Annotated in this window: 29 protein-coding genes; 16 read left to right on the plus strand and 13 right to left on the minus strand. The window is 64.6% G+C overall.

Annotation, left to right across the window (positions count from 1 at the left end):
• Positions 1-48: 48 nt before the first annotated feature.
• Positions 49-1,386 (plus strand): adenylate/guanylate cyclase domain-containing protein, encoded by a 1,338-nt coding sequence (locus AC5Y4Z_RS11530; RefSeq protein ID WP_499963750.1) that lies wholly within the window; start codon positions 49-51, stop codon positions 1,384-1,386.
• 23 nt (positions 1,387-1,409) lie between these two features.
• On the opposite strand, the gene AC5Y4Z_RS11535 is transcribed toward AC5Y4Z_RS11530, so the two are convergent.
• Both AC5Y4Z_RS11535 and AC5Y4Z_RS11540 read right to left on the minus strand, forming a co-directional pair.
• Positions 1,410-1,862 carry a GAF domain-containing protein gene (locus AC5Y4Z_RS11535; RefSeq protein ID WP_499963752.1) on the minus strand — a complete coding sequence of 151 codons (453 nt, stop codon included), beginning with the start codon at positions 1,860-1,862 and terminating at the stop codon, positions 1,410-1,412.
• A 39-nt stretch (positions 1,863-1,901) separates the two neighbouring features.
• Positions 1,902-3,365, minus strand: coding sequence for a PecA family PE domain-processing aspartic protease (locus AC5Y4Z_RS11540; protein WP_499963754.1), 1,464 nt, complete (start codon positions 3,363-3,365; stop codon positions 1,902-1,904).
• A 159-nt stretch (positions 3,366-3,524) separates the two neighbouring features.
• Between AC5Y4Z_RS11540 and AC5Y4Z_RS11545 the strand changes: the two genes are divergently transcribed.
• From AC5Y4Z_RS11545 to AC5Y4Z_RS11555, 3 genes are read left to right on the plus strand one after another with little or no spacing between them, the layout of a single operon-like run.
• Positions 3,525-3,827 (plus strand): RNA 2'-phosphotransferase, encoded by a 303-nt coding sequence (locus tag AC5Y4Z_RS11545; RefSeq protein WP_499963756.1) that lies wholly within the window; start codon positions 3,525-3,527, stop codon positions 3,825-3,827.
• A gap of 9 nt (positions 3,828-3,836) precedes the next feature.
• Complete coding sequence (locus tag AC5Y4Z_RS11550) at positions 3,837-5,690, plus strand: WXG100 family type VII secretion target (protein WP_499963758.1); 1,854 nt, start codon at positions 3,837-3,839, stop codon at positions 5,688-5,690.
• A 2-nt stretch (positions 5,691-5,692) separates the two neighbouring features.
• Positions 5,693-6,124 (plus strand): hypothetical protein, encoded by a 432-nt coding sequence (locus AC5Y4Z_RS11555; protein ID WP_499963760.1) that lies wholly within the window; start codon positions 5,693-5,695, stop codon positions 6,122-6,124.
• Between the two features lie 640 nt (positions 6,125-6,764).
• Here AC5Y4Z_RS11555 and AC5Y4Z_RS11560 read toward each other — a convergent pair.
• The 11 genes from AC5Y4Z_RS11560 to AC5Y4Z_RS11610 are packed head-to-tail and all read right to left on the minus strand — an operon-like array spanning position 6,765 to position 15,273.
• Positions 6,765-7,373 carry a carboxymuconolactone decarboxylase family protein gene (locus AC5Y4Z_RS11560; protein ID WP_499963762.1) on the minus strand — a complete coding sequence of 203 codons (609 nt, stop codon included), beginning with the start codon at positions 7,371-7,373 and terminating at the stop codon, positions 6,765-6,767.
• Positions 7,374-7,385: 12 nt separating this feature from the next.
• Complete coding sequence (locus AC5Y4Z_RS11565) at positions 7,386-7,727, minus strand: ferredoxin family protein (protein ID WP_499963764.1); 342 nt, start codon at positions 7,725-7,727, stop codon at positions 7,386-7,388.
• A 4-nt stretch (positions 7,728-7,731) separates the two neighbouring features.
• On the minus strand, positions 7,732-8,736 hold the full coding sequence (locus AC5Y4Z_RS11570; protein ID WP_499963766.1) for an NAD(P)/FAD-dependent oxidoreductase: 1,005 nt from the start codon (positions 8,734-8,736) through the stop codon (positions 7,732-7,734).
• Positions 8,737-8,768: 32 nt separating this feature from the next.
• Positions 8,769-9,518, minus strand: a complete 750-nt coding sequence (locus AC5Y4Z_RS11575; protein ID WP_499963768.1) for a dienelactone hydrolase family protein — start codon at positions 9,516-9,518, stop codon at positions 8,769-8,771.
• Between the two features lie 43 nt (positions 9,519-9,561).
• On the minus strand, positions 9,562-10,521 hold the full coding sequence (locus AC5Y4Z_RS11580) for a TAXI family TRAP transporter solute-binding subunit (protein WP_499963770.1): 960 nt from the start codon (positions 10,519-10,521) through the stop codon (positions 9,562-9,564).
• 59 nt (positions 10,522-10,580) lie between these two features.
• Positions 10,581-10,862, minus strand: coding sequence for a hypothetical protein (locus tag AC5Y4Z_RS11585; protein ID WP_499963772.1), 282 nt, complete (start codon positions 10,860-10,862; stop codon positions 10,581-10,583).
• Between the two features lie 37 nt (positions 10,863-10,899).
• Positions 10,900-11,463, minus strand: coding sequence for a cupin domain-containing protein (locus tag AC5Y4Z_RS11590; RefSeq protein WP_499963774.1), 564 nt, complete (start codon positions 11,461-11,463; stop codon positions 10,900-10,902).
• A gap of 2 nt (positions 11,464-11,465) precedes the next feature.
• Positions 11,466-12,218: a hypothetical protein gene (locus AC5Y4Z_RS11595; RefSeq protein WP_499963776.1), complete on the minus strand. Its 753-nt coding sequence runs from the start codon at positions 12,216-12,218 to the stop codon at positions 11,466-11,468.
• 30 nt (positions 12,219-12,248) lie between these two features.
• Positions 12,249-13,148 (minus strand): 4-hydroxy-tetrahydrodipicolinate synthase, encoded by a 900-nt coding sequence (gene dapA, locus AC5Y4Z_RS11600; RefSeq protein ID WP_499963778.1) that lies wholly within the window; start codon positions 13,146-13,148, stop codon positions 12,249-12,251.
• Positions 13,145-14,230: a cupin domain-containing protein gene (locus AC5Y4Z_RS11605; RefSeq protein WP_499963780.1), complete on the minus strand. Its 1,086-nt coding sequence runs from the start codon at positions 14,228-14,230 to the stop codon at positions 13,145-13,147. Before AC5Y4Z_RS11605 ends, dapA begins: the two co-directional genes overlap by 4 nt.
• Positions 14,230-15,273, minus strand: a complete 1,044-nt coding sequence (locus AC5Y4Z_RS11610; RefSeq protein WP_499963782.1) for an ornithine cyclodeaminase family protein — start codon at positions 15,271-15,273, stop codon at positions 14,230-14,232. The genes AC5Y4Z_RS11605 and AC5Y4Z_RS11610 overlap by 1 nt, the downstream gene beginning before the upstream one ends.
• Before the next feature lie 79 nt (positions 15,274-15,352).
• Here AC5Y4Z_RS11610 and AC5Y4Z_RS11615 point away from each other — a divergent pair, with 79 nt between their 5' ends.
• The 12 genes from AC5Y4Z_RS11615 (at position 15,353) to AC5Y4Z_RS11670 (ending at position 25,883) form a co-directional block, all read left to right on the plus strand.
• Complete coding sequence (locus AC5Y4Z_RS11615; RefSeq protein WP_499963784.1) at positions 15,353-16,111, plus strand: FadR/GntR family transcriptional regulator; 759 nt, start codon at positions 15,353-15,355, stop codon at positions 16,109-16,111.
• Between the two features lie 108 nt (positions 16,112-16,219).
• On the plus strand, positions 16,220-16,849 hold the full coding sequence (locus AC5Y4Z_RS11620) for a TetR/AcrR family transcriptional regulator (protein ID WP_499963786.1): 630 nt from the start codon (positions 16,220-16,222) through the stop codon (positions 16,847-16,849).
• Positions 16,836-17,423 (plus strand): pyridoxamine 5'-phosphate oxidase family protein, encoded by a 588-nt coding sequence (locus AC5Y4Z_RS11625; protein ID WP_499963788.1) that lies wholly within the window; start codon positions 16,836-16,838, stop codon positions 17,421-17,423. The genes AC5Y4Z_RS11620 and AC5Y4Z_RS11625 overlap by 14 nt, the downstream gene beginning before the upstream one ends.
• Positions 17,424-17,428: 5 nt before the next feature.
• Positions 17,429-17,869, plus strand: a complete 441-nt coding sequence (locus AC5Y4Z_RS11630) for an anthrone oxygenase family protein (protein WP_499964770.1) — start codon at positions 17,429-17,431, stop codon at positions 17,867-17,869.
• A gap of 155 nt (positions 17,870-18,024) precedes the next feature.
• Positions 18,025-18,942 carry an ABC transporter permease gene (locus AC5Y4Z_RS11635; RefSeq protein WP_499963790.1) on the plus strand — a complete coding sequence of 306 codons (918 nt, stop codon included), beginning with the start codon at positions 18,025-18,027 and terminating at the stop codon, positions 18,940-18,942.
• 41 nt (positions 18,943-18,983) lie between these two features.
• Positions 18,984-19,790 (plus strand): ABC transporter permease, encoded by an 807-nt coding sequence (locus AC5Y4Z_RS11640; protein WP_499963792.1) that lies wholly within the window; start codon positions 18,984-18,986, stop codon positions 19,788-19,790.
• A 47-nt stretch (positions 19,791-19,837) separates the two neighbouring features.
• Entirely contained in the window at positions 19,838-20,818 is a 981-nt protein-coding gene (locus AC5Y4Z_RS11645; protein WP_499963794.1) for an MlaD family protein, read from the plus strand.
• Positions 20,815-21,816 carry an MlaD family protein gene (locus AC5Y4Z_RS11650; protein ID WP_499963796.1) on the plus strand — a complete coding sequence of 334 codons (1,002 nt, stop codon included), beginning with the start codon at positions 20,815-20,817 and terminating at the stop codon, positions 21,814-21,816. The genes AC5Y4Z_RS11645 and AC5Y4Z_RS11650 overlap by 4 nt, the downstream gene beginning before the upstream one ends.
• Positions 21,804-22,772 (plus strand): MlaD family protein, encoded by a 969-nt coding sequence (locus tag AC5Y4Z_RS11655; protein ID WP_499963798.1) that lies wholly within the window; start codon positions 21,804-21,806, stop codon positions 22,770-22,772. The genes AC5Y4Z_RS11650 and AC5Y4Z_RS11655 overlap by 13 nt, the downstream gene beginning before the upstream one ends.
• A gap of 23 nt (positions 22,773-22,795) precedes the next feature.
• Positions 22,796-23,866, plus strand: coding sequence for an MlaD family protein (locus AC5Y4Z_RS11660; RefSeq protein WP_499963800.1), 1,071 nt, complete (start codon positions 22,796-22,798; stop codon positions 23,864-23,866).
• Positions 23,866-24,858: an MlaD family protein gene (locus tag AC5Y4Z_RS11665; RefSeq protein ID WP_499964772.1), complete on the plus strand. Its 993-nt coding sequence runs from the start codon at positions 23,866-23,868 to the stop codon at positions 24,856-24,858. The genes AC5Y4Z_RS11660 and AC5Y4Z_RS11665 overlap by 1 nt, the downstream gene beginning before the upstream one ends.
• Complete coding sequence (locus tag AC5Y4Z_RS11670; protein WP_499963802.1) at positions 24,855-25,883, plus strand: MlaD family protein; 1,029 nt, start codon at positions 24,855-24,857, stop codon at positions 25,881-25,883. The genes AC5Y4Z_RS11665 and AC5Y4Z_RS11670 overlap by 4 nt, the downstream gene beginning before the upstream one ends.
• Positions 25,884-25,915 lie beyond the last annotated feature (32 nt).

Raw genomic sequence — 25,915 nt, forward strand, 5'->3', positions numbered from 1 at the left:
ACAGCTCGAGGCCACCTCTAAGAAGAACCGGCGGCGTAAGGTTCGACCATGAATGTCGCGTGCGGCGCGCCGGACATCCACTACGCCAAGAGCGGCGGCCTGAACATCGCGTACTCAGTGACCGGTGAGGGCCCCGACCTGGTCGTCGCGCCCGGCTTCATCTCCCACCTCGACACCATGTGGGAGGAGCCATCCGTCGTTCACTTCTACTCGCGGCTGGCGTCGTTCCGTCGCGTCGTCACCTTTGACAAGCGGGGCACTGGCCTCTCGGATCCGGTGATGGGCGCGCCGACGTTGGAAGAGTCCGTCGATGACCTGCGCGCCGTGATGGACGCCGCGGGATCTGAACGTGCCGACCTCGTCGGCATTTCGGAGGGCGGCACGATGGCGATGCTGATGGCGGCCGGCCATCCCGACCGCGTGAACGCGCTTATCCTCTACGGCACGTTCTCCCGCCTGCTCCGAGCGCCTGACTACCCGCTCGGCGTCACCGAGGAGCAGTTGTCGGCGCTGGTCGAGTTGAGCGCCAGGGGCTGGGGTGAGGGCGTCGGGCTTGGTGGCTGGGCTCCGAGCCGGCGCAGCGATGTCGACCTGCGGCGATGGTGGGCGCGGCTACAGCGCATGGCTGCCAGCCCGGGCATGGTCCGCAACATCTTCGCGCTCTATCCGCAGCTGGACATCCGCGACGTGCTGCCCGCGATCCAGGTGCCGACGCTCGTGCTTCATCGGCGCGACGACCGGATGGTGACGGTCGAGATGGGCCGCTACGTCGCCGAGCGCATCCCCGGGGGCAAGTTCGTCGAGCTCGACGGCGCGGACCATCTGTTCTTCACGGGCGACGTCGACACCATGCTCGACGAGATCGAGGAGTTCCTCACCGGTGTTCGGCCCCTGCCCGCGATCGAGCGGGTCCTGGCGACCGTACTCTTCACCGACATCGTCGACTCCACGAAGAGAGCGGTCGAGCTCGGCGACGAGCGATGGAAGGAGCTGCTCGGCAGGCACGACGCGCAGGTCCGTCGCCAGCTCGAGCGCTTCCTCGGCCATGAGGTCAACACGACGGGCGACGGCTTCCTCGCCCGCTTTGACGGACCCGCCCGCGCGATCCGTTGTGCCATGGCGATCCGCGAGGTGCTGCGGAGCCTGGGCCTCGAAGTCCGGGCGGGCATACACACCGGTGAGGTCGAGCTGCGCGACGACGACATCAGCGGCATCGCCGTCCACATCGCCGCGCGGGTGGCGGCGGCGGCCGCGGCGGGCGAGGTGCTCGTCTCGCGCATCGTCGTCGACCTCGTCGCCGGGTCGCGCCTTGGCTTCGCCGCTCGCGGCGAGCACGTCCTCAAGGGTGTGGCGGGCGAGTGGGAGCTGTTCGCGGTCGAGGGTTGACGCGCAGGGGAGGCGCGCTGGTCCTATGTGGGCCGGTTTGTCCGCGCATCCCAAATCCGTTGGGTTTCTTGGCCGATCGATGGGTGGTGGATTTCCTGAAAGTTCCGCCCGCCCCTGCCGAATGTGGCAACGACGGCGGCGGGCGCATCCTGTTCCAGCATCGGTTCGGACAGCCACTCGCAGGGCCGCACGTGCACCAAATCCACCGCGGCGGCGGCTTCGTCGGCGTCGTAGCGGTACGGCCCGCAGATGCGGCCCAACCAAAACCAGCCGTCGGGCTCGCGGGTCCACGCGAACGAACCGTCGTCGAGTTCGGCGAACCGGGCGACCCGACGTTCAAGCCTTTCCCGTTCGGCCGACCCGCTCGCGTGTTGCCCGAAGCCGCAGACCCCAAGCCGGAGGGCGCGATCGATGGTGGCTTGCGGGTCCACGGCATCGTTTCGGGAGCGCATCGGCGCGCGGTAGACGGCCGTCATGGAAGACATGGTGCCTCGATTCCGGCGGCCCGGCCTGCGTCAGTAGTCGAAGGTGATGGTCCCGACACCGCTCGGGCTGTTGCTGATGTACACCGGGCCGAGCGTGAACGGCGTAAACCCGGTATTCATCGCGATGTTTCCGGTGACGGTCGGACTGTTCGACGCGGTCGTCGTGTACGAGTACAGCAGCGTCTGATTGTTGTCGGTGGCGATCGAGATGATCGTTCCCGCCGGCACCTTGCCGGTGCTCTGGCCGGTGCCGAGGATGACGTCCGGAAGGGTGCCGTGGTTGCCACCGGAATCGAAAACCGAGGTCACCGACCAGTACGGTCCGGCCGGGTTGTAGCCACCGACCTGAACGTCCAGGGTGGTGATCGGCACCCCGCTCACCGAGGCGACGGGGGGCAGCGGGTTGGGACCGAACTGCAAGTAGCCCTGCGGCTGGTTGATCAGCTCACCCTCGCTGAGTTGACCCGGCAACGCCGTGGTCACGACGCTGCCATGGCCGCCGACGGCGACCGCCCCTATGTTCGGTCCGATGCCCAAAATGCCGGCCGTCCCCGGGCCGAAGGCCTGGCCCGCGGCGATCAGTACCAGGCCCGGGAGCGACGTCGGGAACGGCAGGATGCCGACCTCGACGCTGGTCGGCGCCGTGACGGCGCCGCCGCCAAAGTCAACCGTCGTGTTGAACTGGGCGTAGAGGATGCCCACCCCGTTGCCGTAGCGGATGACGTCGAACCCGGTGGGCAGGCCGAGGTGTTGTATCCCTATGTCCCAGAACGGAATAACGAGACCGGCGGAGCCCGTGTCCAGCAGCACGGGCACACTCGGACCGCCGTTGACGGAGACGTTGACGACGGGAAAGTTCCCGGACGTGTAGAGCGGGACGGTCGCGCTGGTCGGTGAACCGGCCCCAGCGGCCCCATTGTTGCCGTACAACCAGCCACCAAGGCCGCCGGCCCCGCCGGCCGCATGGGGGCCGCCGGCGCCGCCGGGCCCCCCGTTGCCGATCAACCCCGCCCGACCGCCCGGCCCGCCGGCCATCCCGTCGACTACCCCCGCACCGCCCGCGCCGCCGTTGCCATACAGCAATCCGCCGGCGCCGCCGGGCTGCCCTGGGCCGCCATCAGCGCCGTTGCCGATCAGCGGACGCCCCAACAGCACCTCGGTCGGCGTGTTGACCACACCCAACACGTCGGCCTCGAGGGTTTGCCACGCGGCGTTGAGCGACTCCGCGCCCTGATACGACGCGGCCGCCGAGCTCAGCGCCTGCACAAACCCTTGATGAAACGCACTGGCGCGTGCGGCCAGCGCCTGAAATTCCTGGGCGTGCCCGGAAAAAAGCGTCGCGATGGCCACCGACACCTCGTCGGCGCCGGCGGCCGCGAGCCCGCTCGTCGGAACGGCCGCCGTCGCATTACCCGCACTCAGCGTCGCGCCGATGTTCTCCAAATTCGCTGTGGCCGAGGCCAGCAAATCGGGGGCGATGAGCAGCAGTGACACCGCAGGCTCCTCTGCTGAATCGGCGTGATCAGTGGGGCGAAGCCTATCCGGATCCTGCCTCGGAACGGGGATTTTCAGCGCTCCAGGGTGAAGGGCGCGAACCGCTTCAGCGACCTATGATTTGCCTGCGAATGCCAGGGAGCGGAAGGGGGGTGCATCGTGACCTATGCGTTGAGGGTCGACCCGGGCGCGCTGCACGCCGGCAGCACCGACATGTTCAACGCGGCCGGTGAGGCCGCAATCAAGTTCGTCAGCCACGAAGAAGGGCTGGCCGGCGCGGCGCCGGGGTGGGTCGGATCGTCGCAGCTGGCGTTGGCGGAGCTGGCGGCGCGATGGGAGCTGCGCCACGACCAGCACCAGCTGCAAGTGGGCGGGTTGGGATCGCACGTCGCCGAGGCGATGTTCGGCTATGTCACCAACGAGGACGAGTCGGCGCGGGCTCTCAGGTCGGTGCGGGAGTAGGAGTATCGGGTGGGGCCACTGACCCCATACGACGTCAAGCGGTGGGATCTGGGCGCGATCCAGATGGTGTTCGAGACGGCCAACGGACGCGCTAATACCTTGCAGCAGTTGGGGGACAACCTGCAGCAGGTCCACAACACTCTCAGCGATTGGCATGGGGAAGCCGGGGAGGCGTTCCGCGCCGACCTCGGTAAGACCCGCCGCGACATCGAGGCCGACGGACAGGAGTCCAGGCAGGTGGCGACGGCGGTGTCGCGCGCCGAGGCGGACGTGAGCGCGTGCAAACGCGAGCTGGCCGACATCGAGCGGGCCGCCGACGCCAAGGGCTGGACCATCACGCCGGATTGGCGAATTGACGTGGGGGACAGCTGGATTGGGCGCGACCCCATCGAGTTCGCCGCGCAGCAGCAGCTGTTGCAGGATCGGCTCATCATGGCGAAGGTGCATGCCGACGCCGCCGACCACGAGCTGGCCACGGCCATCCGCGCTGCCGTGGGCGAAGGTCCGGTGGGCGCCGGCGGACCGCCGCCGGGCGGTGGGCCGCCGCCGCAAGGCGCGCGCCAACCCGGAGGCAAGCCGAAGACGTGGCAGGACATGCTGCTGCCCGACGGCCCGGCGGACGGTGCGCCCGCTGGTGGCCCGCCTGCTGGCGTTCCCGATCCGGCCGGCGCGCCGAATCCGGCCGGGGCTCCCGTGCTCAAGCCACGCTCGCTGCAAGAGCTGTTGACCGATGCGGCTCCCGGTTCCGATCCGCGACCCCAACCCGGGGGCCTGCCGGGACTGCTCGGCCCGGCTCCGCAGACCGGGGGTCCTGGAGCACCGCCGATTCGGCCAACTCCGGCGGACATAGCGAGTGCCAAGGCCCTGCTTCGCCCGATCATGCTCCGCGACGGTGTGCCGCCGGATCAGATCGAGGCACGTCTGGATCAGATCGTGGCCGACACTCAGCAATGGATCGACCACGGGATGCCTAACTACATACCGCCCGAGCCGACGGTGGGCCCGCCGCCACCGGGATTCGGCGACGGGTTCCGTGACCGTTGGTTTGCCACCGAACAGGGGATTCAGAACCTCTTCGGTGCAGGAGGACCAAAAGCGCCCGGCGTGCTCGAGTCGTGGCAGCAGATGCTCAAGGGCACCGTCGAGACGGCCACAAATCCGGTCGGCGCGGCGGTCGGTGAAGTCAAAAACTTCCTGGACTCACCAAGTCCGGCGTACTACCTCGGGGGCAAAACCGCGGACGGCGCCTTCGCTCTGCCAGGGATGTTGTTCGGTGGTGAAGGAGCGGCCGTTGCCGGACTCGGCGACATGGGCGCCGGCGTGCTCGACACCGGCCCGGCGGTTTCGTCGCATGTTCCTATTGGCTTCGCTCACCCTCCCACTTACCACTCGTGGGCGGAGGGCGCGGCGATGGATCTCAACCAATCGTATGTCCACGGCGGGCCCACAGCGGGCCTGAGCCGACAACTTGCCGACATGTCGACCCACTACGTCGGCGACAACCCAGACCGAGTAGTGCTGGGCACATACGACGGCCAGGATGGTGGCTACATCGGCGAGGCTAGGAGCCATGGAGGGATCTACTACGACACCGGCCCGGAACCCTGGGCTGCCCTCACCCATGGCCTCAGCGATACGGATGCCACGGCTGTGGCGTGGCAATCCAACGAGCACTTCCTTCGAAGCCAAATGGAGGAGGGTGTGCCCCGCATCGAGTACGTCTTGGGCGACGAGTACTCCTCTCTCGAGGAGGTTCTTTTGAAACGCCAAGGCTCTTTTTCCGCCAAGGAGATTGAATTTCTCACAGAGAACGCCGAGCAATATGGTTACCGCCGCGTCGGAAACGTATGGGTGAAGGACTGATCATGGAAGACGAATTTGTGCAAGAAGTTCAAAGAATTATTGGGCCGCTCCTTTCAGGCATGGGATTCACGCTCGATGCCATTGACGGCGATGTTGATGAGGGCGGCCCAAAAGGCTCGGTAGTCGTCTACCGATCGGCCGATTGTAAAATCCAGGTCTACCGCTCATCCCGCGAGGGCGAAATCAACGCGATGATTGGTCCAATGGATGCGCCGAATCAACACGGTCTATACGATCGATCGCGAAAGTGGCGCTACTTCAATGACTTTGACGATGAACTCAAGCTTCCGCTTGAGGAACTAGTGCGGAAACTTCGGGACGAGCGCAGTAACTTTGAAACCACGTCAAAGTGGCTCGAATGGATCAAACGGGAACGCATAGCCCGGTATTTCGAGTCGGCTCATGATGCCATAGTATCCGGCCAAGCAACGTGAAGCTTGCTACGTCGGTGGAGCACCGTAGATGGCGTGAGTACAACCGATCGGTCGGTAAACGATGAGATCGGCTCGTAGTTCAAAGTAATGCCGTTGCCCTGTATCTCGAGCGGGTTATCCGGTAAAAAATGATGAAGAATTCGATTCATACCATGGCTCAGCACGGGGATACGCACAGGAACAGGTACATTCCCTACTCAATGAGGCCATACAGGTTGAGCCCGATTGGAATCGCCTCTCGCTAAACGATGCCGGCGACTACGTGAAATCCCGTACTACGTGAGCGTCACCCGGAACTGACGCCAAAAGCACCGGAAGCAATCACTAGCTACAACACCTACTGATGCGGTGAAGCTCCAAGCCGTGACGGATCGCATGGTTAACATTGCCGACCGTAATTCGGACGTAGCAGGTCGGGAACGCCTGAGTATGCGAAGGTCGATAACAGTCGATGAGCGCCAGCGATGTGGAATAACCGCCGGGTTCTGTGGCACAGGTTGGAGTCGCACACGCCGCGGGGCGTCAGGTTTGGACAGGAAGACAGAACCACTTGAGGCCCGCCGCTTGTGGCGGCTGGCGCGCATCCACCGGGTTACCATCGGCGCGGCGGTCGCCGCCGTGCTTCTCCGCGGACCAGCGATCAACCTTGACCTGGCGTGAAGATCGAGAGAACCGGTGGTTGAATGCCGAAGCTGTTGGCGATGGTTGCGTGTGCAACGTAGCGACCGCACATCAACGCCACCGCGACGGCGTCCTTGGGGCCCAGTCCTCGTACCAGCGCGTCCAACTCGGCGTGGCTGCCACGCCCATGGTCCTTGAGCACCGCCAGTACCCATCGTTGCGTATCCCGTTGCGCCGGCGCGAGATCGGCGTGGTCGGGATCGAGCAGCTCCACGGCGGCGACCCACTCCTTGCCGAGGCCAAGCTTTACCGACAGCCGCTCGTGTTGGTGGCGTTCGTAGTCGTTTCCAGTCGCGGTGGCGACCGTCAGCGCAACGAGCTCGGCGAGATTGTCGGGCAGGGCGCGCTTGGTGGCGTCGGTGTAATCGATGAACGCGGCCAGTGATTCCGGCTGGTGGGCGGTCACCTGGAAAAAGTCGCCGAGATAGCCGAGGCGATCGAACTTCGATTGAAGTCGTTGTCTCACGGCGGGATCCAACTCTTCGAATCCGATCAAGGGGACTCCGGCAAGTCGCCGTTCGTTTCCGTCGGTATCCGACGCTTTTGTCCCAGAATCAATGTCTGTCATGCAATTTCCTCCTTAGGCGGGGCCAGCTGGTGCCGGTGTGTTTGAGGTCAGTTCGGTGTCGACGCCGATCTTGCCGACCGAAGACGAACCGCCCGGCGAACCTAGCGGCTCGGAGCGGCCGGGAAGGACCGTATCGAAGAATCGCGCATTGTCTTCCATCCACTCCGGCGCCGAGTTCGGGCCGCTCGTGATCGCATCAACCGGGCAGACAGGTAGGCACGCCCCGCACTCGATGCACTCCTCTGGTTGGATGTACCGGCGCCGTTCACCTTCATAGATGCAGTCCACCGGGCATGCGTCAACGCACGAGCCGTTGAGCTCTTCGATACAGGTGGGACCGATTACATATGTCATTGGATCACCCCTTCCTCGCCGTGGCGGGAGCCATCAACTCCGTCGAGTGGCCAGGAAAGATCGGTTGCCCCGGATCAAGCTGAGCGGCAAGGTTGTTCACTGCGGTCGCAGCTTCGCCGAATCCCACGGCCATGATGCGGACCTTGCCCGGGTAGGCGGTGACGTCGCCAACCGCGAATACCCCCGGGATGTTCGTGGCCATGGTGGAATCGACGACGATCTGGCGGCTTTCGATCCTGAGGCCCCATTTGAGCAGCGGTCCCAGATTGGCGATGTGGCCCAATGCCGCAATCACCGCTTGGGTCTTAATCGTTTCTCTACCGTCGCCCGTGCGAATGGTGATGGCTTCGAGCCAGTGTTCGCCATGGGCGGCAACGACCTCGCTGTCCAAGATCACCCTGGCGCCGCTTTCTTGAAGTTGGTTGACCGACCTGGGATGTGCGGTCAGTGTGCGTCGGCGATGGATCATCGTCACGGACCTGGCGACAGGGCACAGCATGTTGGCCCAGTCGACCGCGCTGTCACCGCCGCCGACGATCACGACGTCGACATCGACATAGGAGGCGACGTTGCGCAGGGCGTACTGCACACCGCGGTCCAGGTAGTCGTCGGCGCAGTTCAGCCGGCGGGTTTGGAAGCTGCCGATGCCGGCGGCGATGATGATCCCGCCGACGCTGATCCGGCGTCCCTTGTCAGTGACAACGGTGAATTGGCGCGCGGCGGCCCCGGGCCCGCCGCAATCCTGCGGCGCCGCAACGAGTTCCACCGATTGTTCACCCAGGAGCCAGGTGGGCTCCGCAAGCTCGGCCTGCGTCGTCAGCGACGCCGCCAACGCGGACCCCATCACCTCGGGAAGGCCGGCGACGTCATAGATGGGTTTGTCCGGGTAGAGCGCCATGAGCTGTCCGCCGGGCTGTTCCAGCGAATCCAGCAACACCACGCTGAGCCCGCGCAGCCCTGCGTAGTACGAGGCGAACAGGCCGCTGGGACCGGCGCCGATGATCAGCACGTCAGCATCGATGGCGGCAGGGGCCGAGCTCCTCACGGCTGCGCTCTGAGGGTCTCGGCCAGGAATTCAGTGGTGTTGACCCAGGCCTTGTGGGCCGCGTCGGCCACATACTGGGCCGGTCGCGCGTCGCAATGAAAGGCGTGCCCCGCCCCGGTGAAAACGACCAGCCGAAGGTCCAGATCGTGGCGCTGGGCTGCGGCTTGGATCGCCGACAGGTCCTCTGCCGGAATCGTCGGGTCGGCATCTCCGGCGAACATCAGCACCGGTGACTCGATGTTGGCGGCTTTGTCCAGCAAGGCATGCGGGCCGCTGGCGATGCCCGGCCCATAGAACACGACCGTCGCAGCCACGGGTAGCGCGATAGCCGTTGTGAACGCCGCCCGACCGCCGAAGCAGAAGCCGACAACTGCCGTCCTGTCGGCCGGGATTCCCTCCGTCTCTGCGAGATGAGTAAGCACGGCGGCGACGTCGGTCGCGATCGGTTCGGCTCCTAGCTCGCCGATAAGCCGCATAGCTGTCTCGCGGTCGCTGTATTCCACGGTGTCGATTCCCGAACGGTGGAACAGGTCGGGCGCCACCGCCAGGTATCCCTGCGCCGCGAGCCGACGGGTGACGTCCTGGATGTGATCGTTGACGCCAAAGGCCTCCTGCAGCACGACGACGGCCGCGACAGGTTCCACGGCTTCATCGGGACGGGGCCGCACGCGGTAAAGCCGCATAGGGCCGTCGGCGGTGCTCACCGTCAACCAGTCGGCGGTCCATTCTCCGGCGGCGGCAGTCATGAGGCGAAACGTTCCTTTCTCCAACTGTATTGGGTGGGTGGGTCTAGTCCCAGATCAGCGCCCGGGTCGCGCGTTGATCTTCGGTGAAGGCCGCGTGGGCCTTTGCGGCCGCCGGATGGAGCGCGATCGGCGCGGCGGCCATCGCCTGCGGCTCCAGCGGGTAGCTCAGCGGGCTGCGTTCCGGTGGAATGTGGCGATATTGCACCTCGAGCGCGTCGCGGGTAGCGACCATGCACCAGGCGATCAATGCCGCGATGTCGTCGGGCAGTGCGTCCGTGCACAGCAGCAGAAAGTCGGAAAACTCCAGTGCGGTCAGGTCGCGCTGGAGGCCCGGCAGGTAGCCCTCTGGGACGATCGCCGTCGGCCAGCGCCAGGCATCGAAGACCTGTATGACCGATGGGGCCGCGTCGAGGTAGACCACCGATCTGCGATCGGTGATGCGCTGCCAGGCGGGCATCATGATCGCTTCGTGGATAAGCACATTGGCATCGCCATCGCGAAATGCGGCGATCGCGGGAAACGGCCTTTCGTCATACACGAACGAACCGCCGGCGGCGTCCAGCGCTGCAGGTTCGATACCGACCGCACGCAGTTGGTGGTGCGCTGCCAGACCCACCAGGTTGACGCCATCGTCGGGACTGGTCGCGATGCGCAACTGCGGCATGCGCGCGGCCAGCTCTTCCATCGATGACACGCCGAGCTCGGCGTCCACACAGGTGACCAGGCGGTCTCGCTGGGGCAAGGTGCCCAGCGCTCGCAGCCGCTCGCAGCGTTCGACGGCTAGCGGCCCCGCGCCGGAGACGACCATCCCCATCGCGGCCGTCGGGGTCATGAGCGCCACGTCGACTTGGCCGGACAGGACGGCGTCAATCGCGTCGGCACCCCCACGTCCGGAACGGATGAAAAATTCTGAACCCCGCTCGCAGCGGTCGCCGACTTCCTGGGCCAGCCACCCGCAGATGCGGTGCAGGTTGGCTTGGCCCCAATCACCCTGCAGCGTCAAGGTGATTCGGCGGTCGAGCGCGGGTTCGTTTGAGCGCTGGTTAGATGGCCGAGCAGGTGTCATGAAGTCGGAATGCCTCCGACCATTGCCTGCAGGCCTGCTGCGTCGAGGGCGAACTGGATCTCCCGGATCTCGTCGAACGGGAAACCCACTCGCTCGAATTCCCGTTCGAGGTCTTCCCGGCTGTCGGCTTGGTAGATCGTCACTAGGAAGCCGCTGTACATGTCGACGTACAGATTTTGAAATGTGGCGTACTTCGACCCGGCGACATCCGGCGCATTGCCGGCGATTTCGTCCGCGGAGAGGCCGGGGGCCAGGTGAGTGGTCAGGTAAGTGGGCATGACTGGGCCTTTCGTTAGATGGTTTACGACCGTCGAGTTATTGGGTCTGCAGTTCGGTGCGTAACTGCTCCGCGAGCGGTTTCCAGCCTGCGAAGGGCTCCATGTCGATGCGCGGATGCTGGGCGCCACAACCGCCGCAGCGTCGGAGCGCTTCATCGTTGTTGAATGCCAGACAGCCATCGAAATAGACGTCCTGCGAGATGGTTTCGGCGGTGTCCCATTCGCAACGGTGCAGTTCGCGGTCACAGCCGGGGCAATACCATGCGATGCCTTCGAGCCCAGCGGAGCGCGCCTTGTAACGAAGCTGAACGCTCTCCTCTGACGGCACAATTCTGTGCGGCGTGCCGGCGGGCACGTAAACGTGGTCTCCGACGTCCATCGCGAATCGGTTGACCGAGGAGTCCTTCAAGTACATTTCAGCCGTGCCGGCCAACTGCACAACGACGGTGTCTTTCTCGCAGATCAGGTGGAACGGCTGGGGGACGGTGTTGCGGGACATGAATAGCTGTGGGTCCACTTTCGCCGGCAGCACCGGGACTTCCTCGTAGTTGCCGATTTCTTGAGCCGCTTTGAACGCGTGCAGCATTCGTCGCCGATCCATGATCACACCGCCTTGGTTTCCTGCGCGGACGCCGCCGCCGCTCGCAAGGCCCGCTTGGCCGAGTCCGCCGTGCGGACCTGTGCGACATAGCGATTCCAGCCCCACTTGTGGTGTGGATGGGGTGGACTGACATGCCCGCATTTGGGACAGGTGCGCGCCTGTTCCGGCTCGTAGGCGAGCGCCGCGCGATTGCTGCCCCAGATGGTGGGAAACATTTGCACCTCGTCATCCGGGCTGCCGTCCCACTGGGTGGGGTCATGCCCCTCGACCCCTTTGGGGCTTGCGTTGTAGTCGAAACGGACCAGTTGCTCGGAGCATTTCTGGCAGCGGAACAGGATTGCCTCGGCTTGATCTCCGTCTTCAGCCTGGTGCTGGGTAACGGTGATCAAGATGAAGGCTTCGGGGTCAGCCGAATTGCGCAGGAACGAGTTCACGCCGTGCAGTTGCTGGGTGACGAAGATCTGACCGGTCTGCAGCATGGCCTGGTTGGATCCGAACGTGATCGCAACTTCCTCGACGGTGTTGTAGTGGAAGAAGTGGCCGAACGCGCTGTCGTTCGGATCGCCTCTCATGATTGAGCCGGTGGGCACTATCGCGCCGGCGTCGTGGTAGGGGAACAGGGGCAGCAGTTGGGATGCCGCCCCGGTCATGAAGTCAAAGATGTTTACCTTCAAGGGTTCCCGTTTGCCCGACGGAGGGGGAATTCGCCGCGTCCTTTCGGGTGCGGATGCCGCTCCTGTCACGGTCTGCGTCATGTCGATCTCCCTTCGTTGGGCGTTTCCGTGCTAGAGGTTGGCCGCGGCGGCCAGGACGGCATCGCAGCGCCGTTCGACTTCGGGCGTAGCGGGCGCCATGGGCAGGCGCTCTTCGTTGCTGGGAATCAGTCCGCACTGGCGCATCATGTACTTCACCGGAATCGGGTTGGTGTCAAAGAACACCGATTGGTTGAGCTGCCAGAGCGCTTGATGTAATCGCTGTGCCTCGGCGAGCTTCTCGTCTTGGACGGCTTGATAGAGGGCGGCGATCGGCGCCGGGAAGACGTTGGCAACCGCGTTCACCATGCCGGCGGCGCCGACGGCGAGCATCGGGAGGCTGACCTCCTCGAGCCCGACAAAGATGCGGAACTGCGGGCCTACGCGCAGCAAAACGTCGGTGACCCAAGCCAGATCGGTCGAGGCGTGTTTTGCGCCGACGAAGTTGTCGCACCGCTCAGCGATCGCCTCTATGGTGTCGACGGTCACCGACACGGCCGAACGCACCGGTATGTGATACAGCAGTACAGGCTTGCTGGTGTTACGGCAGACGACCTCATAGAAGTCGATCAGACCCCGTTGCGGGGGACGCGTGAATGCCGGCGTCACCACTAACACCGCGGCGGCGTCGATGTCCTCGGCGTGTCGGGTCAGCTCGACGGTCTCCGCCAACGACGGGGCCCCGGTGGCAACCATCACCGGGAGGCGTCCGGCCGCGGCTCCGATCGCCGTGGCCGCCAATTCCTTTCGCTCGGCCACCGTCAGCAACGCCGGTTCACCGCTGGTGCCGGCCACGACGATCCCATGACTGCCTGACTGAATCTGGAACTCCACCAACTTCTCGTAGGTTTCGAGATCCACGCGACCATCGGCGAACGGGGTGACAAGCGGCGGATAGGAACCGCGTAACTCGTCGGGCGCCAGCGCGATCATTTCTCGGACCGATTCGTCACGAAACCCGACTCGACTCCCAGCACTCGGGCGGGGCGCTTCAGATCCTCTTGCCACAAAAGCGATTCGAGAGCGATATGGAAGGGCTGGTCCTGGATCGTGAGCTCGTGCACATGTTCGTCGGGACCGCTGGCGTGATGATGCACAGCCCAGCCGGGCGCCGACAACATCAGGTCACCGGCTTCCCAGTCATAGCGCTTGCCGGCGACGAGGCTGTGGCCGCGGCCGTGGAAGTAATAGTTGATGGCGGCCGAAACGTGGCGGTGCGGACGGTCGACGATCTTCGGCGGGCGCACGGTGATCGTCGCGAAAAAATTGGGCGTGGTGCCGTTGGTGCGCCCGGTTGCGGGGTTGTACAGCAAGTAGAGTCGGCGACCTCGATACTCGGGTCCCAGGGCGGTGAGCTTGTCGAGGTTGTCTTTGACGCGGTGCCACGGCCAGTACAGCGCGGGGCTTTCGATGTTGGGCGGGTCGATCAGTTTTTCGTAGGGCATCAGCCACGCGCCCTCGTCGGTCAGCTGGAAAACGCCGAACGGGTTCTCTTTGCCCTCGCTGGACTCCTCAGCTTCCTGCGCCGTGGCGGCGGGCTCATCCGACGGATTCTCCTCCACCAAGTACACGCCGAGTTGGTCCAGCAGCGCGGCGTTGGAGTAGCTCAACCGCACCTGGGCGGCGTCGGTGTCATTGATGTGGCGATACGTGGTCCACGACGGGTGATTCCACACGTCGAATTGCCCGAAGCTGAACTTCTTGTCGCCCACGACGGCGGTTCCGCCGCCGGCGATGCAGAACGACACCTGCGTCGCGTTGTGCCGGATCGGCTCGGTGCTTTCCCCGGGCAGCAGCACCGACAACGTCACCCGGATCCCGGGCGCGAGACCGTTGCCCGGCGCCGACGCCTTCGGGTGAACGATCAGCGACTCGCGTCGCCCGTTCTTCGGGCGCGGGGCCTGGCTGAGCCGGTCAACCTCCGCGTCGATCTCAGCCCTCGTGATGAGCACGGGGTCCCAGAAGTCCAGCGAGGCCGGAGCGGCACGATCGGTTACATCGACGAACAATGACATTAGTTACTCCACAACTTGGGCTTGGTCCGGGATGAAACAGTCAGTGGCCGCCCGACACCGGCCGCGAGCGCCCGCTCGAGCACCATCTCGGCCACCGCGAGGTCGGAGACGCCGGTGCCGAGTGCTTTGAAGATCGTCACGCCGTCGCCATCGAGTCGCTCGTCCGCGGCGAGCGCCGATCCGAGCGACACCACATGGGCCGCGTTCGTTGCCGATAGCTCGCGTGGCGAGAGTTGGCGTGCGGCCGCCACGTCGTCGGCGACGATCCGTCGAGCCCGCGCCACAACCGCCGCCTCCAGCTCGGCGCGTTCCGGCGTGATGGCGCCGACGGCATTGATGTGGACGCGCTCGGCGAGCATCGACGGGCTGATGAATGGCTCCGTCGCGCGCGTCACCGTCACGATGACATCGGCCTGATCCACCGCTTCGGCGACCGATGCCGCTGCGCGCGCGGCGATGCCGGAGCGCTCGGCGATCCTGGCCGCGAAAGCGGTTCGGTGTTCGGCCGTGGGGCTGTAGACGGCGATGTCCTGGATTTCGCGGACCGCGGCGACGGCCGCGATCTGTCCCTCGGCCTGCTTGCCCGAGCCGATTACTGCGAGCCGCTCGCAGCGGTCGGCGGCCAAGATCGACGTGGCCGTCCCGGTGATCGCGCTGGTGCGCAATTGACCCAACGCGAACGCCTGGATCACCGCTTGCAACTCGCCGGTGCCCGCGTCCCAGGCGGCGAGCAGGGGAGTAGCCCCACCCGGGGTGTGTGCCCAGGTCTTCGAAACTGCCAGCCCGCTTGCTACCGCGATCGCCCCGATGGCGTGCATGCTCCCGCCGGTCCAGGAGGCAAACGTTTTGGGCATGGCCACCACTTCGCCGGCCGCGGCGCGCAAGTACGCACCCTTGATGGCGCCGATGACCTCGTGCAGCGAGACCAGTCCGACGACGTCGTCTTCATCGATCCATCGAGGCGGACCGCCTTCGGACCGTGCCTGCGACCGGGCGGCACCCCTCACGCCGACCTCGCGCAGCGCAGAATCCGTATTCATCATGATGAATTAGTGTGCGGACGGTCACATCCGATGTCAAGACAATTCGGCATAATCGTCATGCTGAATTCCGGAGGTGGTCATGAGCGCTGGCGAGCGCGAGCAAGCCCAAGCCGAGGCGCCCGCGCTTCGACGCAGCGAGTGGCGCGAGGTGACCGGCAAAAAACGGGTCACCAGCCGCTCGGAACTCGCCGCGCAGAAAATCGCGGCGAGCATCAAAACCGTGGGGCCCGGCGGGCGCCTCGGTACCAAAGAGGAGCTGCGCGTCCAGTGCGGCGTGTCGGTCGGGACGCTCAATGAAGCGATCCGGCTGCTGCAAGCCCGAGGTCTGGTCGCTATTCGCCCGGGGCCCGGGGGAGGACTGTTCGCGTGCGAGCCGGCGCCCATGGTGCGGCTGGGCAACGTCATGTTGGCGCTGGACGCCGACGACGCATCGGTCGCCGACGCCGTGCGTATCCGCAATGCGCTCGATGCCCTGCTGATCGAGGACGCGGTATGGCACGCCGATGCCGCGGATATCGCGGTGCTTCACGAACGACTCGCTGACATGGCCGCAGCCGCGCAACGCGGCGACGGCATCGCTTTCCTGCATGCGAATTGCACGCTGCATGCTCGCATTGCCGCAATGAGCCCCAACGCAATGCTGAGCTCGATCTACGTCGGTCTTCTCGATGTCATCGAGGCCCACACATTGGCCGTCGTGCCGGCCGTCGAACAGCCGTTGCCCGAGTCGCTCCACGAGCGTTACCGGCTGCACGTCCGCCTGATCGACGCCATCGCCGTTCAAGATCCGGAGGGTGCGTTGAGGGCGCTTGCTCAGCACAATGCCACCCTCGATTGAGGGCGTTCTTCGAACCCTTGCTGCAATACGGATCCGTACTCTTTCTGGTTATACCGACTCGAAAAGTGGTTGTGCTTACGACCACTCATCGATACGATACCGTACGCTATGATCCAGGACACAGGTTCCGACCGGACCGCAAACGGTCGAGGCGCCAACCGAGCGGCGGCGATATTGGACGCCACGCTGCAGTTGCTGGGGGAAGTTGGATACGACCAGCTGACCATCGATGCGGTCGCCGCGCTGGCTCGATCGAGTAAGACGACGATCTACCGGCGCTGGCCGGACAAGTCCGCGCTGGTGTGCGCGGCCCTGGTCTCGGCGTCCGTGCGGCATCCGGAACTGCCCGCGGGCGCCACCAGCCTGCGAGAGGATCTGCTGGCACTTACTGCGCTGTTCGCGAAGGTTGCGAGCATCGAGGACCCCGGCGCCTTCGCCAGCCTGCTCGCTGCCGCGCAAAAGGACCCGGCGATCGCGACCGCGGTCCGCGCCACGGCGGTCGAACCTCGTCGTCGTGACTGCCGCGATGTCATTCAGCGCGCCATTGGCCGGGGCGAATTACATGATCCGCGGCTGGCCACCGTGTTGTTCGAGATCTCGATCGGCCAGATGATGGTGCGTTTCTTGCTGCAATCAGACGGCTTCGATGAGGCGCTGCAGGTCGACTTCGTCGACAACACCTTGATTCCCACGCTCAAAGCACACGACAAGGAGGCCGGCCGGGATGCCGATCGCTGAACCTGACCTGGAGCAGGTCGAAAACGACATAGCCGAGCTGCTGCGGACCGAAGAACTCGGGTCGCTCGCAGTCGTCGGCCCGAGCGGCGGGCCCGCGGTGTCGATGATGCACTTCGCGTCCGACGGCCTCATTGTGTACTTGCACACCTTCACCTATTCGCGCAAACACGAGGCGATCGCCCGCGACCCCAGGGTCAGCTACACGATCGCGGCGATGCCACCCGACGGGTTTTACGGCCGAGGACAGCTGCGCGCCATTCAGGTCGAGGGGCGCGCCACCTTCGTAACCGATCCCGCGGAGATCCAACGCGCGGTCGAGGTCAGCCGCGAGCAATTCGAATGGATGAAGGACTTGTCGCTTTACGACACCTTCGACAAGGGCACCGCCCACCACCAGACCTTCATTCGGATCGACCCGGTCGAGGCGCTGTGGAACGACAATCGCGTGCGGTTGCTGTGGCGCAAGATCGTCACGTTCACGGCAGATGGCAAACACGTTGCGGCGCTTTCGCCATATGAAACCAAGCTACGGGCGATGACCCCTGCCGATGGTGAGGGGGGCGCAACGTCGTGACGATCATGCATGCCAGCGCGTGGCTGATGGCCTTGTTCGCCGGGCTGTTCGGCGGCGGGATCCTGATGGTCGCCGTCGAGCGACTCAACCTATGGCGGCGGATGCCCGTGGATCAATACGTTGTCGACTTTCGCCGATCGTTGTATCGGCTCGATCCCTTGATGCCGATCCTCGGCGCGCTCGCGGGGGTGAGCGCGGTGGTTTTCGCACTCAACAGCAGTGGACGTGCGGCGGCGCTCGCCTGGGTCGGCACGGGGCTCATCGGCGTCATCATGGTGGCCTCCATCCTTATCGCAGAGCCGATCAATTCGAAATTTCGCCGCCTTTCCGAGGGCGAAGCCCCCGATGGGGTCGACCAGTTGCGGGTCACTTGGCGCCGCTTTCATTTGGCGCGCACGACTGTGGCGTTGGCCGCGCTCGCATGTCTTGCCGGCGCAGTCGCCTAGATCATGCAAATGCTCACCCGGGATGGCAACGCGGCCACCACACCTGCCGGAAGGCAAGATGAAACATGTCTTGCGGCAACGGTTTTCGGTGTTTCCGACGGGTGGTCACCAGGGCCGGACGGGCGCTGGAAATGTTTCCCGGTCGGGGACCGGTGATGGCGACCGACATCAGCGACAGGCCGGCGCGGGAACAGTCGGCTGCCGACGTCTTGGACGCGGTCACAGCAGGCAGGGCGCAAAGATCGACCGCCGCGCGCTTTGCCTCGGTCGGCAAAGCGACATCCCGGGTCCGCTCTATTCCCGCCCGGTCGCTCGCCACGATTGGTCGCGGAGCGGCACTGGGCGTGGCCGTGCTGCGCTACTCGGTCCTCGACACCATCACCCTGAGGCTGCCTGCCGGCGAATTCTTGGTGCAGGCATGGTTGCTGCTCACCGTCACGGCGATACCGGCAGTCCTCATGGCCATCCCGTTCGGCGCGATGGTGTCGGTCGTCTCCTCGGGGCTGGTCAATCAGGTCGGCGCAAGCTCACTTCTTGGCGCGGCAAGCGGCGCCGGCGTCGTTCGCCAGGGCGCACCGATCACCGCCGGATTGTTGATGGGCGGCGCGGCGGCTTCTGCCATCGCCTCCGACTTCGGTGCGCGCGCGATTCGCGAGGAGCTCGACGCACTCCGTGTGATGGGAATCAACCCCGTCCGCCGACTGGTGGTCCCGCGTTTCTTGGCCTTGGTGGCAATCGCGCCGATCCTGATCGTGGTCATCCTGGTATCAGGCACGACGGCCTCCTACATCCTGGCGGTCACCCTCAGCGATGTGACGCCCGGGAGCTTTTGGCAGTCATTTGGTCTATTCGCGCAAAAGACGGATGTCTGGTTTGCCATGGCCAAGACCGTCGTGTTCGCCGCGATCGTCGCCATAGTTTCGTCGCTCCGCGGCATGGAGGCGACGCGTGGACCGCGCGGTGTCGCCGACGCGGTGAGTTCCTCGGTCGTGCTCAACGTCATCTGCATCGTTATCGCGAACCTCGCCATCACCCAGCTCGAAGTGATGTTCTTCCCGACGGTGGTCGCCTGATGGCCACCCCATCAGCCTTGCTCCCCGCACGATTGCTATCGATGCGGCCCATCCAGCGCCCCCTCATGGAAGCCGGGCAGTGGTTGCTTTTCATCTGCCTGACGCTGTGGTACCTGCCGCTGACGGTCCGCCGTTACCACCGCCAAACGTTGCAGGCGATGAACAGTCTCGCCTGGGGCCGCGGCTCCATCATCGTCGACGGCGGCACCATCAGCGTGTTGATCCTGCTCGGCATCGCCGTCGGCGCCTCGGTGGCGATCGAGGGCTTCGCAATTCTGGACCTCATCGGCTTCGGCGCGTTGGCGGGCATCATCGGCGGCGTCGGCACCGTTCGCGAGATCGGTCCGCTCGTCGCCGGTATCGCCTTCACCTCGCAGGCCGGCTGTCGGATGACCGCCGAAATCGGCGCAATGCGAATTTCCGAAGAGATCGACGCCGTGGAAGCGCTTGGCCTGCGGCCGATCCCATTCGTGGTCGGAACCCGCCTCATCGGCGGCCTGTTGGTGGTGATCCCGGGGTACCTGCTGACCCTGGTCGCCGCGTTCCTCGTGCAGAACGTGTTCATCACGGCGCTGTATAACCAACCCGCCGGTACGTACAGCCACTATCTGGCGATGTTCCTCACGCCCACCGACCTTGCGTATTCACTTATCAAGGCAGCTGTCTTCTGCATTGCGGTGACGTTGATCCATTGCTATTACGGATATTTCACCTCGGGCGGGCCGGTCGGTGTCGGCAAGGCGTCGGGCCGCGCGGTACGCGCAAGCCTGGTCACGATCATGGTGCTGGATTTCACGCTCACCGTCGCCCTCTGGGGCCTTCAACCACAGTTCGTCTTCCGGGGCTAGGTGCGCTTATGTTGCTCAGAGGCTCGCAGGAGTCGCAGGATCGGAAGTTGACGATCGCCGGTGCCATGGTCGTATTATCCGCCATCGCCGCCGGTTTCGTCGTCGTCTGGCACCCATCCGCGTCCGAAACGCCCGCAAGGATCTCGGTCGCTATCGACACTCCCTATGTCGGCCAAGGCGTGCGTGACGGCACCGCGATAGTCATGCATGGCGTCCAGGTGGGCGTCGTCAAGACCATATCGAGCTTGCCCGGCGGTGGTGTCCGGCTGCAGAGCGACCTGCAGAAGGCCCCAGTTGCCGGACTGACCGACACCATGAAAATCGAGTTTCGGCCCATCAATTACTTCGGTGTCACCGGCATTACCCTCGCCGCCGGTTCGGGTGGACAACAACTGCGCAACGGCATGCAGATCACTACGGTGCCCCAGAACTCGACGCTGCAGGCGGTCTTGTCCCGACTCGGCCAGGTGTCGGTGAGCGCATTGACCCCCAGGCTGATCTCGGTCATCGATCGCATCGTCCAATACACCGACGGGCTAACCCCGCTCCTCGAAACGGTGCTCATCGCCACGCACGCCGTCGCCGACATCCAGACCGTCTCCACCGAACGCCTGCTGGCAACCACGACCGGGGTCAGCGTCGCATTTCCCACATTCACCGACGCACTCCTCGGTTCCGGCGAGGACTTCACGGCCGTACCCCGTCGATACAACGACGAACAGTGGCGCAACGGCGTGCAGGAGGCATACCGCGTCGGATCGACCGAACTCTTCGGCGGCTTCGGGCGGCTCGAGTCCAACTACGTCGACGACCTGCTGCCGGCGATCGACGGCGTCAAAGCCCTCACCGACCCGGTACCCGCCCTGGTCAGACCGGACGACTTCGCGAACACGCTTGTGCAACTGCGTACCCGGCTGCAGAAGTTGTTCGCCGGCAACGGCGACCAGCGCGCACTTCAGGTCAAGATTGTCCTGGATAACCTGCCCGGGGTGGCCGCTCCACTCGCCGCGATGGGAGGCCCGCAATGAGCTCCAGGGCGGCATTGCTGCGACTGACAATCAGCGCCGCCGCCGCAGTCGTTCTCCTCGTCCTGCTGCTAAGCGGCATCTCGCAACCCCTCAAGATGCAAACCCGTTCGTACAACGCAAAATTCACCGACATATCCGGCCTGCACGAGGGAGCCGACGTGCGTGTTCGTGGAGTCCTCGCAGGGCGGGTGGTTGCCACGGCGCTGCAGCGACAGCAAGGACAAAGCATTGCGTCCGTGGACTTCACGCTCGACAAGAAATACGGTGTCGTGTCCAACACCCGGATCGCGGTCAAGTACCAGACGCTCACCGGTTCGCGCTACCTCGATGTGCTCAACCCCTCCGAGGACTACCTACCGGCCAGCCTGGTGACGTCCGTGCCGACCGCGATGACGCAGCCGTCGTTTGACGTCACGCGACTCTTCAACGGCCTGCAGCCCGTGCTGGCCACGCTGAATCCGGAGCAACTCAACGCGTTCGCCGCGAACGCCGCCAACTTCTTGTCCGGCGATGGAAGTGGCTTCGCCCCGGTGCTGGACAGTATCCACAAGCTCACCCAGTTTCTCGCGGACCGCCAGCAGGTCGTTGCCACATTGATGCGCAACCTCTCCGAGGTTTCCGAGGTCATGTCGAGGCACGCGGAAGACTTCACCAAGATAATCAACGGACTGAACACCCCCATCGACAGCGCGCTGACGGTGTTGGACGAATTCCGCAAATCCCAGCTCTACGGACCGGATTTCGTCGAGCCGCTGCTGCGCCTGCTGACCAATGTCGGATTCAAGCCGGACGACGACATCGACAGGGCGCTGGACACGGCATTCAACAACGTCGACAGAACCCTCGACGCGTTCAAACTGGTTCCGGTCATGTGGGAAAACATTCCCCCGCCGGCCGAAGCGGGGGAGCCCCAGCCGTGCGCTCGCGGGCGCGCGCAGCTGCCCACGACGATGGATGTCCTGCTCAACGGGCAACGGGTGGTCTTATGCAACCGGTGAAACTGCTCCGCAGCCCGATGGTTTGGGGCGCCGGCGCACTGGCGCTGGTGACGGTGGTGGCGGTCGTGGCCGGCCTGCTCTATGTCAGCCCGCCCGGTCAGAAGACCATTACCTTCTACACCGACGACGCGGCTTCGGTCGTGCCGGGAGACCAGGTCCGGATCGCGGGCATCTCCGTGGGCAAGGTCAAAGATGTCTCGCTGGAGCCCGACCGCGTGCGGGTGCGGGCACGCGTCGATGACAGCGCGTTTGTCGGGAACAAGTCCGCGATCGAGGTCCGTATGCTCACCGTCGTCGGTGGCTACTACGTCAACCTCATTTCCCTGGGTGATCGTCCGCTGGGCGCCGACGCCATTCCGCTGGAACGGGTGACCATGCCTTACAGCCTGATTCGCACGCTCAACGACGTGACAAAGGTGACCGACAACCTGAGCGCCAAGCCCCTCAACGAATCGCTCAATGAATTACAAACGGGCCTGCGTGGCGACAACTTGGATGCGTTGACCGCAATAATTGACGCCGGTAATTCCGTCATGTCGACGATCGACCGGCAGCGCGGTCAGATCACCTCCATCCTGAACCTCAGCGACGAATACATCCAGCGGCTGAGCGAGTTCCGCCAAGAATTCAAAACGCTGGTCGAGAAGGTCGCCATCATTCAGTCCATTTTGGAGCTCTACAGCAAGGGATTCGGTGGCGCCCTGTGGGGGATCGGCGTCGCGATCGACGCGCTCAAGCCGATCGGCCTCTTTTATGACAAGCATCGAGCGCAGTTCCTCGAGAAGGTGCGCAACTTCTTGGCCAAGGGCCGGATTTGGATCGACCACAACGGCGTGATCGTGCGGGGACTGCGGGATCTGCAGCACCACTTCGAGCGGATCCTCGACGTGCAGCAGGACCGGCCGGAACTGTTGGCCACCGACCTGTGCATACCGATGCCGGGGGCGTCATGTTAGCGAGGAAGGCACGCGCGCATCGCTTGCTCCGGACCGCCGCGGTGCTGATCTGCGCCGCCGCGGTGGCCCTGGTGTGCGGCTCGTGGACGCCGTTTCGGCAGGAGCAATACGTCGGCTACTGCGCTATCATGCCCGACAGCATCGGCCTCTATGTCGGCAACCCCGTCACCCAAATGGGCTACAAGATCGGGGAAGTCAGCGCCATCACCCCGGCCCTTCGTGACGTCCGTGTCGATTTCAAAGTCGACAAAAGCCGTCCGCTGCCGGCCGAAGTCAGAGCGGTAACCCGATCCCCCTCGCTGCTGGCGGATCGCGCATTGGAACTCGTCGGCAACTACACGTCCGGTCGTCAATTGTCGGGCAAAGAGTGCATTCCGCTGTCGAGATCTGTGACGCCCAAAAGCCTTTCCGACATCATCGGTTCGGCGACCAGTTTCCTGAACGCGATCAACCCCGAGGGCTCGACGAACATCGGCGACGTCGTCGGCGGCCTCGACAAGGCGCTGCGCGGCAACGGGCCAGGGTTAAGTCAGCTGCTGACCACCTCGTCGGCAGTCCTGGACGCTCCCGATCGTGCGGTCGCCGATATCCGGTCCATCATCACCAACCTCGCCACGCTGACGTCGACGCTCAGGGAAATCAGCGGGCCGCTGAAGTACAGCATGCTCACGACCTACAAGACCACCGAAGACGTCGAAAAGGCGTTGGCAACCCCAGTCTTTCAAGGCGTGATACCGCTGGTCGGTGCGGCGTCGGACATCGAAGTCGAACTCGGTGACGAGATCCAGACCGTGCTCAACGACGCCGAATGGGCGCTTCGCAAAATCAGCGCGCACGCCACGTTGTTTGCCAGTCTGATGAAGCCGTACCCCGTCCTGCTCAACTGGCTGGAACGCCATGCCAACGACAAGCAGTTCTTCACGATCAGGTACCGGCCGCCGCTGTATCGCATCGCGACCCCCGTCGACGGGCTGATCACGTGCGCAACGCTGAACGCCGCGACTCCCGGCAGTTGCACGGACGTGGGCGGAAAGCCGTACGCGGTGGACGTGGCGCTGCTGCAGTACGTGTTGACTCAGGCGGCCAAGCGATGATGCGCCGCGCTAGATCCCTTGCGATCACGATCGCCAGCGCCGCCGTGGTCTCGTCGTGCGCGTCGATCGATGTGAATGCCCTGCCGGCGCCGGGAAATTCATTCGGAGACGGCTACGCCCTGGTGATGGAGTTCGACAACGTCCTGAACCTGCCGGCCCGCGCGAAGGTGACGCTGGACGGCATCACCGTGGGCATCGTCACCGGCGTCGCCGTGGCAGCCAACCACGTGGACGTCACGACGCGCATCGACCCCGCCGTGTCGGTGCCGTCCAATATCCGTGCCGGCTTGCAGCAGGCCACCGTCCTGGGCGACATCTACGTGGCGCTGAGCCGCCCGCCCGACGGCGGCCCCGCCGCGCCCGCGTTGGCGCCGGGCTCACGGATCCCCTTAGCACACACCGCATCTCCACCACAGCTCGAAGACACCATCGCTCATCTGGCCGATTTCGCGGGCAGCGGATCCCTGCAACGCATCCAGAACACGATCATCGGCATCAACCGGGTAACCCCACCCCCAGCAGACATCCGCAAGATCGCTTCGCAGTTTGCCGCCGACATCTCCGACCTATCGAACAACATCGACAACGTCGACCTCTTGCTGAACGGAACGGCGCAGACGGCCCAAGTCCTGCATAACCGGATGCCCATGCTGCAGACCTGGTTCAGCCCGCAAGGCATGAGCGGGTGGAAGCACGCGTATGACCTCTACCAATACACGGGCACCGCATACCCGAGCGTGGGCACCATCTACTCGGGCGGATTTTGGATCGTCCCGCTGCTGAACTCGATGGCCGACGCCGCCGGAGCGGTCCAGAAATCCAAGTGGGCGTTCGAAAGCGAGGTTCACGAATGGCGAAAGCTCTTCACGGATTACTACCTGCCGCAGGATAAGTATCCCGCCATCAACATCACGTCCATCGTCGGGCCCGACGGCCGAGAGCTGTCCGGCAACGTGCACGACGTCCTGCGGATCCTTGGTGCGATGCCATGAAAGTCAAAGGCGCCCTGTCGTTTGCCGCGTTCGCCGTCATGATCGTGTTCGCTCTCGGCTACTTCAGGTCGATGGGCGTGAGTTTGACGCCGCCGCCCCAGCGCACCAGCGTATCCATGGCGGTGCACGACATCAGCGGCCTGGTGGTCGGGTCGAGTGTGCAATTGCGGGGCGTCCCGATCGGCGCGGTCACCGGCATCACCACGTCGCTCGCGGGTGCCACGGTCAATTTCTACATCGACAGCCACTACAAAATTCCGGTGGACAGCGATATTCGCCTGGAAAACCTATCCGCTCTTGGTGAAGCCTATGTCGAGTTCGTCCCGCGCAGCGAAGGCGGGCCGATGCTGCAGGACGGCCAGCGGCTTGCCACCGAGGCGATAACTCAACCCCCGTCGATCTCCGACCTGGCGACGACGGTGGTGCGGGTACTCAACCAGTTCGACCCCCCGGCGCTGAAACGCATCGTCGACGAAACCGATGCCGCCCTGCCGAGCCCCACCGCGGTGCTGCCCAATCTGTCGCGCACGGCCACGCTGCTCAGAAACACCGCGGCAAGCATGCATGGCAAGGGACGCGACCTGCTTGATAACTTCCAGGTGCTATTGCGCAACGCGCATTGGGTCGGGCCCGTAATCGCCTTCAACACACCGTGGCTCACGAAGATGGGACACGACTTCGCCGCGCTCAACGACGCGGCGGTGGTACTGCACGACCGCGGTGCACCGCAGACGTTGCACAACCTCTCGCACCTGGTCGGCCGGCTCGAGCACTTCCTCGATCATTCCGGGGGAGATGTCAAGGTGCTCATGCAGTCGATGCTGCCTTACCTGAACGACATATCCGGGGCCTTGATGAATCTCGATACCGCCCAGATACTTCGCAACGCATTGGCCTCGGTGCCCGAAGAAGGCGCCGTCACGCTCCATGTCACCATCCCCGATGCCCGCGCACCCGCAAATTCCCCGGGCGGTGTACCTCCGAGCGGCGATCCCCCCGGTCCCACGGCCCCGGGCGCGCGCTGATGGGAGCGGGGCGCGACATGTGCAGGGCGAAC

It is taken from the genome of Mycobacterium sp. NGS63, from assembly GCF_059812295.1.

Excerpts from the sequence above, each read along its gene's own strand:
- AC5Y4Z_RS11590 (WP_499963774.1), bottom strand. The coding sequence starts at position 11,463 with ATGGATCGGCGACGAATGCTGCACGCGTTCAAAGCGGCTCAAGAAATC.
- AC5Y4Z_RS11585 (WP_499963772.1), bottom strand. The coding sequence starts at position 10,862 with ATGCCCACTTACCTGACCACTCACCTGGCCCCCGGCCTCTCCGCGGAC.
- AC5Y4Z_RS11650 (WP_499963796.1), top strand. The coding sequence starts at position 20,815 with ATGAGCTCCAGGGCGGCATTGCTGCGACTGACAATCAGCGCCGCCGCC.
- AC5Y4Z_RS11555 (WP_499963760.1), top strand. The coding sequence starts at position 5,693 with ATGGAAGACGAATTTGTGCAAGAAGTTCAAAGAATTATTGGGCCGCTC.
- AC5Y4Z_RS11560 (WP_499963762.1), bottom strand. The coding sequence starts at position 7,373 with ATGACAGACATTGATTCTGGGACAAAAGCGTCGGATACCGACGGAAAC.
- AC5Y4Z_RS11620 (WP_499963786.1), top strand. The coding sequence starts at position 16,220 with ATGATCCAGGACACAGGTTCCGACCGGACCGCAAACGGTCGAGGCGCC.
- AC5Y4Z_RS11655 (WP_499963798.1), top strand. The coding sequence starts at position 21,804 with ATGCAACCGGTGAAACTGCTCCGCAGCCCGATGGTTTGGGGCGCCGGC.
- AC5Y4Z_RS11575 (WP_499963768.1), bottom strand. The coding sequence starts at position 9,518 with ATGACTGCCGCCGCCGGAGAATGGACCGCCGACTGGTTGACGGTGAGC.
- AC5Y4Z_RS11565 (WP_499963764.1), bottom strand. The coding sequence starts at position 7,727 with ATGACATATGTAATCGGTCCCACCTGTATCGAAGAGCTCAACGGCTCG.
- AC5Y4Z_RS11615 (WP_499963784.1), top strand. The coding sequence starts at position 15,353 with ATGAGCGCTGGCGAGCGCGAGCAAGCCCAAGCCGAGGCGCCCGCGCTT.
- AC5Y4Z_RS11605 (WP_499963780.1), bottom strand. The coding sequence starts at position 14,230 with ATGTCATTGTTCGTCGATGTAACCGATCGTGCCGCTCCGGCCTCGCTG.
- AC5Y4Z_RS11640 (WP_499963792.1), top strand. The coding sequence starts at position 18,984 with ATGCGGCCCATCCAGCGCCCCCTCATGGAAGCCGGGCAGTGGTTGCTT.
- AC5Y4Z_RS11625 (WP_499963788.1), top strand. The coding sequence starts at position 16,836 with ATGCCGATCGCTGAACCTGACCTGGAGCAGGTCGAAAACGACATAGCC.
- dapA (WP_499963778.1), bottom strand. The coding sequence starts at position 13,148 with ATGATCGCGCTGGCGCCCGACGAGTTACGCGGTTCCTATCCGCCGCTT.
- AC5Y4Z_RS11665 (WP_499964772.1), top strand. The coding sequence starts at position 23,866 with ATGCGCCGCGCTAGATCCCTTGCGATCACGATCGCCAGCGCCGCCGTG.
- AC5Y4Z_RS11635 (WP_499963790.1), top strand. The coding sequence starts at position 18,025 with ATGGCGACCGACATCAGCGACAGGCCGGCGCGGGAACAGTCGGCTGCC.
- AC5Y4Z_RS11670 (WP_499963802.1), top strand. The coding sequence starts at position 24,855 with ATGAAAGTCAAAGGCGCCCTGTCGTTTGCCGCGTTCGCCGTCATGATC.
- AC5Y4Z_RS11610 (WP_499963782.1), bottom strand. The coding sequence starts at position 15,273 with ATGATGAATACGGATTCTGCGCTGCGCGAGGTCGGCGTGAGGGGTGCC.
- AC5Y4Z_RS11595 (WP_499963776.1), bottom strand. The coding sequence starts at position 12,218 with ATGACGCAGACCGTGACAGGAGCGGCATCCGCACCCGAAAGGACGCGG.
- AC5Y4Z_RS11530 (WP_499963750.1), top strand. The coding sequence starts at position 49 with ATGAATGTCGCGTGCGGCGCGCCGGACATCCACTACGCCAAGAGCGGC.
- AC5Y4Z_RS11630 (WP_499964770.1), top strand. The coding sequence starts at position 17,429 with ATGCATGCCAGCGCGTGGCTGATGGCCTTGTTCGCCGGGCTGTTCGGC.
- AC5Y4Z_RS11535 (WP_499963752.1), bottom strand. The coding sequence starts at position 1,862 with ATGACGGCCGTCTACCGCGCGCCGATGCGCTCCCGAAACGATGCCGTG.